This window comes from Coleofasciculus sp. A1-SPW-01, from assembly GCF_040217205.1.
GTDB classification, from domain to species: domain Bacteria; phylum Cyanobacteriota; class Cyanobacteriia; order Cyanobacteriales; family Coleofasciculaceae; genus Coleofasciculus; species Coleofasciculus chthonoplastes_A.
The window spans coordinates 1-5,325 of sequence record NZ_JAVJNP010000158.1 but is presented as its reverse complement, the minus strand read 5'-3'; the positions used below and the strand labels follow the sequence as shown (position 1 = coordinate 5,325).

Sequence of the window (5,325 nt, the reverse complement as noted above, 5' to 3'; positions counted from 1 at the left end):
TGTTGCAACGAAATACCGGACTGGTATCAACAGTTGGGTTGTCAAACCTTGCCCTGAGCGAAGTCGAAGGGCGTGGTTTGACCTCTATCCCCCTCCGACCTACTTCGTTGAGGTCGGAGTCCCACGAGGTAAAACGATGGTGTTTCCTTAGCAATTGAGCCGTGCAATGTCCTTGAACATAAGCCTAGACATCCTGATTGATAGGCACTCGGCTAGTTTGGCGAAAAAATTAGCCCCAACTGGGTAAGTTCTACTTGCTTTCCTAAAATTTATGAGAATTCTGATTTATTCCTACAACTATTTTCCCGAACCCATTGGCATTGCCCCACTGATGACCGAACTCGCTGAGGGGTTAGTGAAACGAGGACATCAGGTTCGGGTGGTTACGGGGATGCCTTGGTATCCTCAAAAAGAAGTCTATAAAGACTACCAAGGCAAATTATACTGCACAGAAGTTATCAACGGTGTAGCGATTCAGCGCAGCTATGTCTGGATTCGCCCTGAACCCAGTTTAATCGATCGATTATTATTGGAAGTTAGCTTTGTGGCGACGAGTTTTGTCCATGCTCTAAAGGGTAAGCGCCCCGACATCATTTTCTTGACAGCACCACCACTACCCGTTGCCGTACCCGCCGCACTCCTAGGATGGCTACACCGGGTTCCAGTGGTTCTCAATCTTCAGGATATTTTACCCGATGCCGCTGTACACCTGGAAATTCTGACCAATCCCAAGCTGATTCGCATCTTTTCCATTTTGGAAAAATTTGCCTACCGAACAGCGACCAAAATTAGTGTTATTGCGGATGGGTTTATTAAAAACTTGCGGAAGAAGGGCGTCAGTGAAAGTAAAATTGAGCTGATTCCCAATTGGGTGAATGTTGATTTCATCAAACCTTTACCGAAAGAACCAAATTCATTCCGTCAAGAGCATGGACTCAACGGCAAGTTTGTGGTCATGTACTCCGGGAATATAGCGCTAAGTCAAGGCATAGAAACCGTTATCCAGGCTTCGATTCGCCTGCGTCACATTCCCGAAATTGTCATTGTTATTGTGGGAGAAGAAAAAGCTTTAGAACGATTGCAGCAAGAAGAAGCGAGGGCTCTGGTAGAATGGCAAATTGAGATCCAAAAGAAAGCGCGATCGCAGGTGAAAGCAGAAGCTAAAGCCTTGCAACAATTACAGCTATACAAACAAACCTGTAAAGCCACTAACGTACTCCTGCTACCGTTTCAACCTCGCGAAAAACTCCCGGAAATGTTAGCCGCCGCCGATGTGGGCTTGGTCTTGCAAAAGCACAATGTTATTGACTTTAATATGCCCTCAAAAATTCCGGTTTTGATGGCAAGCGGTCGTGCCATCATCGCCTCGGTGCCAGCCGAAGGGACAGCCGCCAGTGCCATTCAAAGAAGTAGCGGTGGTATTATTGTCAAACCCGAAGATCCCAAAAATTTAGCCGCCGAAATTTTGGATCTCTATCTCCATCCGGAAAAAGTCAAAGCTTTGGGTGACAAAGGCAGAAAGTATGCCGAAGAAAATTATGCGTTTGACCGAGCGCTTGATCGCTATGAACAACTCTTTGCTTCCCTTCAGAAGCGTTGAGATAAAATGGATTCAATACCTATAGTATAGAGTCAATCTTAGCCTTGAGGAGTTGGGTGACCGAATGCGGGATCAGGTTTTAACCTGGCTAGACGATAATGTTCCGACAGCCCGGATGCAGCACATCCTGAGGGTTGAGCAGATGTCTATGGAATTAGCTCGACATTATCATTTAAATGTGGAACAAGCCGCTCAAGCCGGATTGATGCATGATCTGGCTAAATACTTTAAGCCAGAGCGACTCTTGCGAATGGCTAAGGAGGCAGGTATCGATATAGATCCAATCTGTGCGGCGACTCCCCATCTGTTACATGCTGATGTCAGTGCTATCGTGGCTAAAGAGCAGTTCGCTATCCAAGAGGACGCTGTACTCAATGCGATCGCGCTGCACACGTTAGGAAATCCAGGAATGAGTGAGATGAGCTGCGTTGTGTTTTTAGCCGATAGTCTAGAACCAGGTCGTGGTGATACACCGGAGTTGGAGAATTTGCGGAAAATTGCTCACATCGATCTGCACAAAGCCGTTTGGCTAACCTGTGACTACTGTGTCAAACACCTGCTCAATACTCGTCGCCTGATTCACCCCCGCATGATCTTAACTCGGAACTGGGCGGTGCAACGCTTTAGCCAAAAACCAGAATTGACTCAGTAGGTCAATGGATATAAACCGAAAAATGTTACGTTTTATAAAAAATTATCAAACTCTAACAAATGACAAAGGACAAAGGACATAAGACAAATGACCAATTTCAACGCTCATCTACCTTATTTGTCAATGAAAACCAAGACCAAAAAGCTAGACCCGATCTGGCATTAACTATTGCCCAAGCTGCCGATGATCGCAAAGGCGAAAATATCGTCATCCTCCGCGTGGCAGATGTTTCCTATATTGCTGATTATTTTGTGATTGTAACAGGCTTTTCGCGGGTACAGGTGAGGGCGATTTCTCAGTCGATTGAAGATCAAGTGGAAACGACTTGGCAACGGCGTCCTCTACGAACCGAAGGACAAGCTGATGGAAGCTGGCTGCTTCAGGATTACGGTGAAGTTATTGTTCACATTATGCTGCCTCATGAACGGGAGTTCTATAATCTAGAAGCATTTTGGGGTCACGCCGAACATGTTGAATTCAATTCGCGACAATCCTAAGCTGAACAAATATTATGAGGGAATCGTCCGTTTCTTTCTGTCCCGTACCGACAGAACAACAACCGATTCATGAGTACCAACAATTAAAAGACTCTTGGTTTTTCCGTTGGGCGAAGCTAGAATTGAGAAATTATGGACTCAAGCTGGCTTGGGTTTGGGGCTTAAGCTGGTTAATAGCGGGTCCAGTCGCCGCCGCGAGTTTTGCGCCGCACCAGCATCTGGTACAGTTTATTTTGGCGGGTGGCGCAGGTGCTGGCGTGTTTTTGATATTGGTGTTACTGCGACTGTACTTAGGTTGGTCTTACGTGTGCGATCGCTTATCTCAGGAAACCATCGGCTATGAAGAGTCCGGCTGGTATGATGGTCAAACCTGGACGAAGCCGCCAGAAGTCCTGAGTCGCGATCGCCTGATCGTCTCCTATCAAGTTCAGCCCATTCTGCAACGCCTGCAACGAACATTGGGCATTATCGCTATTCTTATCATCAGTGGCAGCTTGCTATGGAATCTTTCTTGATAATTTATGGTTTGGTTTTTCCTCAAAATGATTAAGTTGGTTGGTGGAAATAAACCCAACACTATTAATTTCTGCCAATATTCCCTAAACTCTTACAAATGACCAATGACCAATGACCAATGACGAATAACGAATGACAAGGGTAAAACGTAATCAAGCACCAGCGATCGAAGTCCGTTTACTCCGGGAAGGCATAGCCGAATCCATCCACCACGCTCAAGCTGTCCTCTGTGACGAGCGAGGGCGTGTCCTATCCGTAGCGGGCAATTCAGAAACATCAACCTTTATTCGTTCGGCACTCAAACCGTTTCAGGCTCTGGCAGTTACCACAACGGGAACCCTGGAACGATATAATCTTAACGACCGAGATTTGGCAATTATTTGTAGTTCCCACCAAGGTCATCTGGAACAGGTTCGCCAGGTTTTTAAGATTCTTTGGCGCTGCGATGTTGACCCATCAGCCTTGCAATGTCCGATTCCTCCGGGCAAGCAAAGTGCCTTAGAATACAACTGCTCTGGCAAACATGCAGGTATGCTTGCTGTCTGTCGCCAACGCAATTGGTCTATTGATAGTTATTTACAGTACAATCATCCCGTTCAACGACTCGTTTTGAGCAAAGTCGCGGAATTGATGCGGATGCCACCAGAAGAGTTGATTTTGGCACACGATGACTGTGGGGCACCGACGTATTTTTTGCAACTCGCTCAAATCGCCACCCTCTTTGCTCAACTTGCTTCTGGTGACAATTTGGCAATGGAGCGAATTGTTCGGGCAATGACCCATCATCCTACCTTAGTGGCAGGAGAAGGGGCATTTGATACAGAATTAATGCGATTGACCCAAGGCGAACTGGTAAGTAAAGCTGGATCAGAAGGGGTTCAATGTATCGGTCGTGTGGGTGAAGGACTGGGTATGACAATTAAAGTCATGGATGGAGCCAAACGCGCTAAATATGCGGTAGCGATTCAGCTTTTGAAGCAAATGGGTTGGATTAGTCCCGCCGTGGCGGAAAGTTTGGCGGAAAACTTTATGCATTTCGGTGAGTTCAAGCGTTTAGAGGTGATTGGCGAACTCTCGATGAGCTTTTGAATTGGGTCATTGGTCTTATGTCCTTTGTCCTTTGTTTGCGCTTTGGTTCCTTGGTTTTTTTGCTTGGAGTTGCCACATTTAGGAAATAGGTGTTATGCTGTTTAAAGCGACGCGGGATAGAGCAGTCTGGTAGCTCGTCGGGCTCATAACCCGAAGGTCGGTGGTTCAAATCCGCCTCCCGCCACCAAATATAAAGGTAAGCCCTGTAAACTAAATCGTTTACAGGGTTGTATTGTATATATATTGGGCGGTTTATAGATCCTAAGTTCACAGCTAGATCAGGGCGCACGTCGGTGCTATCCTACCGTGTTTCAGGCGATCGCAATTATCGGGGCTATCTGGGGAAAGGGAAGACGCGATCGCAATCCTCACCCATATCCCAAACGCGATCGCACCTGGGAGACTATCACCTTTAATTCGGGTGTAGGGGTGACCCGCACCGCATTAATTAACAACGGTGTCCGCTTAATTTGATCGGGTCGCCCTTTATTCAATTCCCGGTGTCAGAAAGTGTTTTTTGAGCGGTTATATGCTTTCCTGGATAGGTTTCCATCGCACTTTGGTGGGGAATCGCTTCTATTCCTGGTGAGATGGTGTATCTGGGGAAAGAGAGAGGCGCGATCTGCTGTAGGCTCTACTCGCTTCGCGATCGCACGCTGGGAATAGAGAAAGTGCGATCGCGTGGGAGTCCAGGTATTTGTAGGGGCGGGCGCGAGCCGCTTAATTTTGATTTGTGTGATAACGTTTCAACTCGCACCCGCTCTGACTCAAAATGGAGGTGTGTTTTAGGCGATCGCGCTTTTGATCAGGGATTGGCGTTAACCGGGAGAGAGAGGGCGATCGCACGCTGGGAATAGAGAAGGTGCGATCGCGTGGGAGTCTAGGTATTTGTAGGGGCGGGTTTAGGCGTTTAATTTTGATATTTGTGGTAACGTTTCAACAAAACCCGCCCTGACTCAAAATGGAGGTGT

Annotated in this window: 7 protein-coding genes and 1 tRNA gene; all 8 read left to right on the top strand. The window is 47.0% G+C overall.

Annotated features, from left to right (window positions below; all coding sequences use genetic code 11):
- The first annotated feature begins 271 nt into the window (after positions 1 to 271).
- The 8 genes from RH949_RS23785 to RH949_RS23750 all read left to right on the top strand — a co-directional run bounded on the left by RH949_RS23785 (position 272) and on the right by RH949_RS23750 (position 5,211).
- Positions 272 to 1,600, top strand: a complete 1,329-nt coding sequence (locus tag RH949_RS23785; RefSeq protein WP_006100405.1) for a glycosyltransferase family 4 protein — start codon at positions 272 to 274, stop codon at positions 1,598 to 1,600.
- Positions 1,601 to 1,664: 64 nt separating this feature from the next.
- On the top strand, positions 1,665 to 2,252 hold the full coding sequence (gene yqeK, locus RH949_RS23780) for a bis(5'-nucleosyl)-tetraphosphatase (symmetrical) YqeK (RefSeq protein ID WP_006100414.1): 588 nt from the start codon (positions 1,665 to 1,667) through the stop codon (positions 2,250 to 2,252).
- A gap of 59 nt (positions 2,253 to 2,311) precedes the next feature.
- Positions 2,312 to 2,749 (top strand): ribosome silencing factor, encoded by a 438-nt coding sequence (rsfS, locus tag RH949_RS23775; protein ID WP_446356613.1) that lies wholly within the window; start codon positions 2,312 to 2,314, stop codon positions 2,747 to 2,749.
- Between the two features lie 14 nt (positions 2,750 to 2,763).
- Positions 2,764 to 3,264, top strand: coding sequence for a CGLD27 family protein (locus tag RH949_RS23770; protein ID WP_006100659.1), 501 nt, complete (start codon positions 2,764 to 2,766; stop codon positions 3,262 to 3,264).
- Positions 3,265 to 3,397: 133 nt separating this feature from the next.
- A complete protein-coding gene (locus tag RH949_RS23765; protein WP_446356610.1) occupies positions 3,398 to 4,354 on the top strand; it encodes an asparaginase in 957 nt (318 codons plus the stop codon).
- 110 nt (positions 4,355 to 4,464) lie between these two features.
- Positions 4,465 to 4,541 (top strand) — tRNA-Met (locus RH949_RS23760).
- A 106-nt stretch (positions 4,542 to 4,647) separates the two neighbouring features.
- On the top strand, positions 4,648 to 4,770 hold the full coding sequence (locus RH949_RS23755) for a hypothetical protein (protein WP_446356608.1): 123 nt from the start codon (positions 4,648 to 4,650) through the stop codon (positions 4,768 to 4,770).
- Positions 4,771 to 4,944: 174 nt separating this feature from the next.
- The gene (locus RH949_RS23750) at positions 4,945 to 5,211 is read left to right on the top strand and encodes a hypothetical protein (protein ID WP_446356606.1); all 267 of its coding nucleotides are present in this window, start codon (positions 4,945 to 4,947) and stop codon (positions 5,209 to 5,211) included.
- Positions 5,212 to 5,325: the final 114 nt, after the last annotated feature.

Excerpts from the sequence above, each read along its gene's own strand:
- yqeK (WP_006100414.1), top strand. The coding sequence starts at position 1,665 with ATGCGGGATCAGGTTTTAACCTGGCTAGACGATAATGTTCCGACAGCC.
- rsfS (WP_446356613.1), top strand. The coding sequence starts at position 2,312 with ATGACAAAGGACAAAGGACATAAGACAAATGACCAATTTCAACGCTCA.
- RH949_RS23750 (WP_446356606.1), top strand. The coding sequence starts at position 4,945 with ATGGTGTATCTGGGGAAAGAGAGAGGCGCGATCTGCTGTAGGCTCTAC.
- RH949_RS23765 (WP_446356610.1), top strand. The coding sequence starts at position 3,398 with ATGACAAGGGTAAAACGTAATCAAGCACCAGCGATCGAAGTCCGTTTA.
- RH949_RS23785 (WP_006100405.1), top strand. The coding sequence starts at position 272 with ATGAGAATTCTGATTTATTCCTACAACTATTTTCCCGAACCCATTGGC.
- RH949_RS23770 (WP_006100659.1), top strand. The coding sequence starts at position 2,764 with ATGAGGGAATCGTCCGTTTCTTTCTGTCCCGTACCGACAGAACAACAA.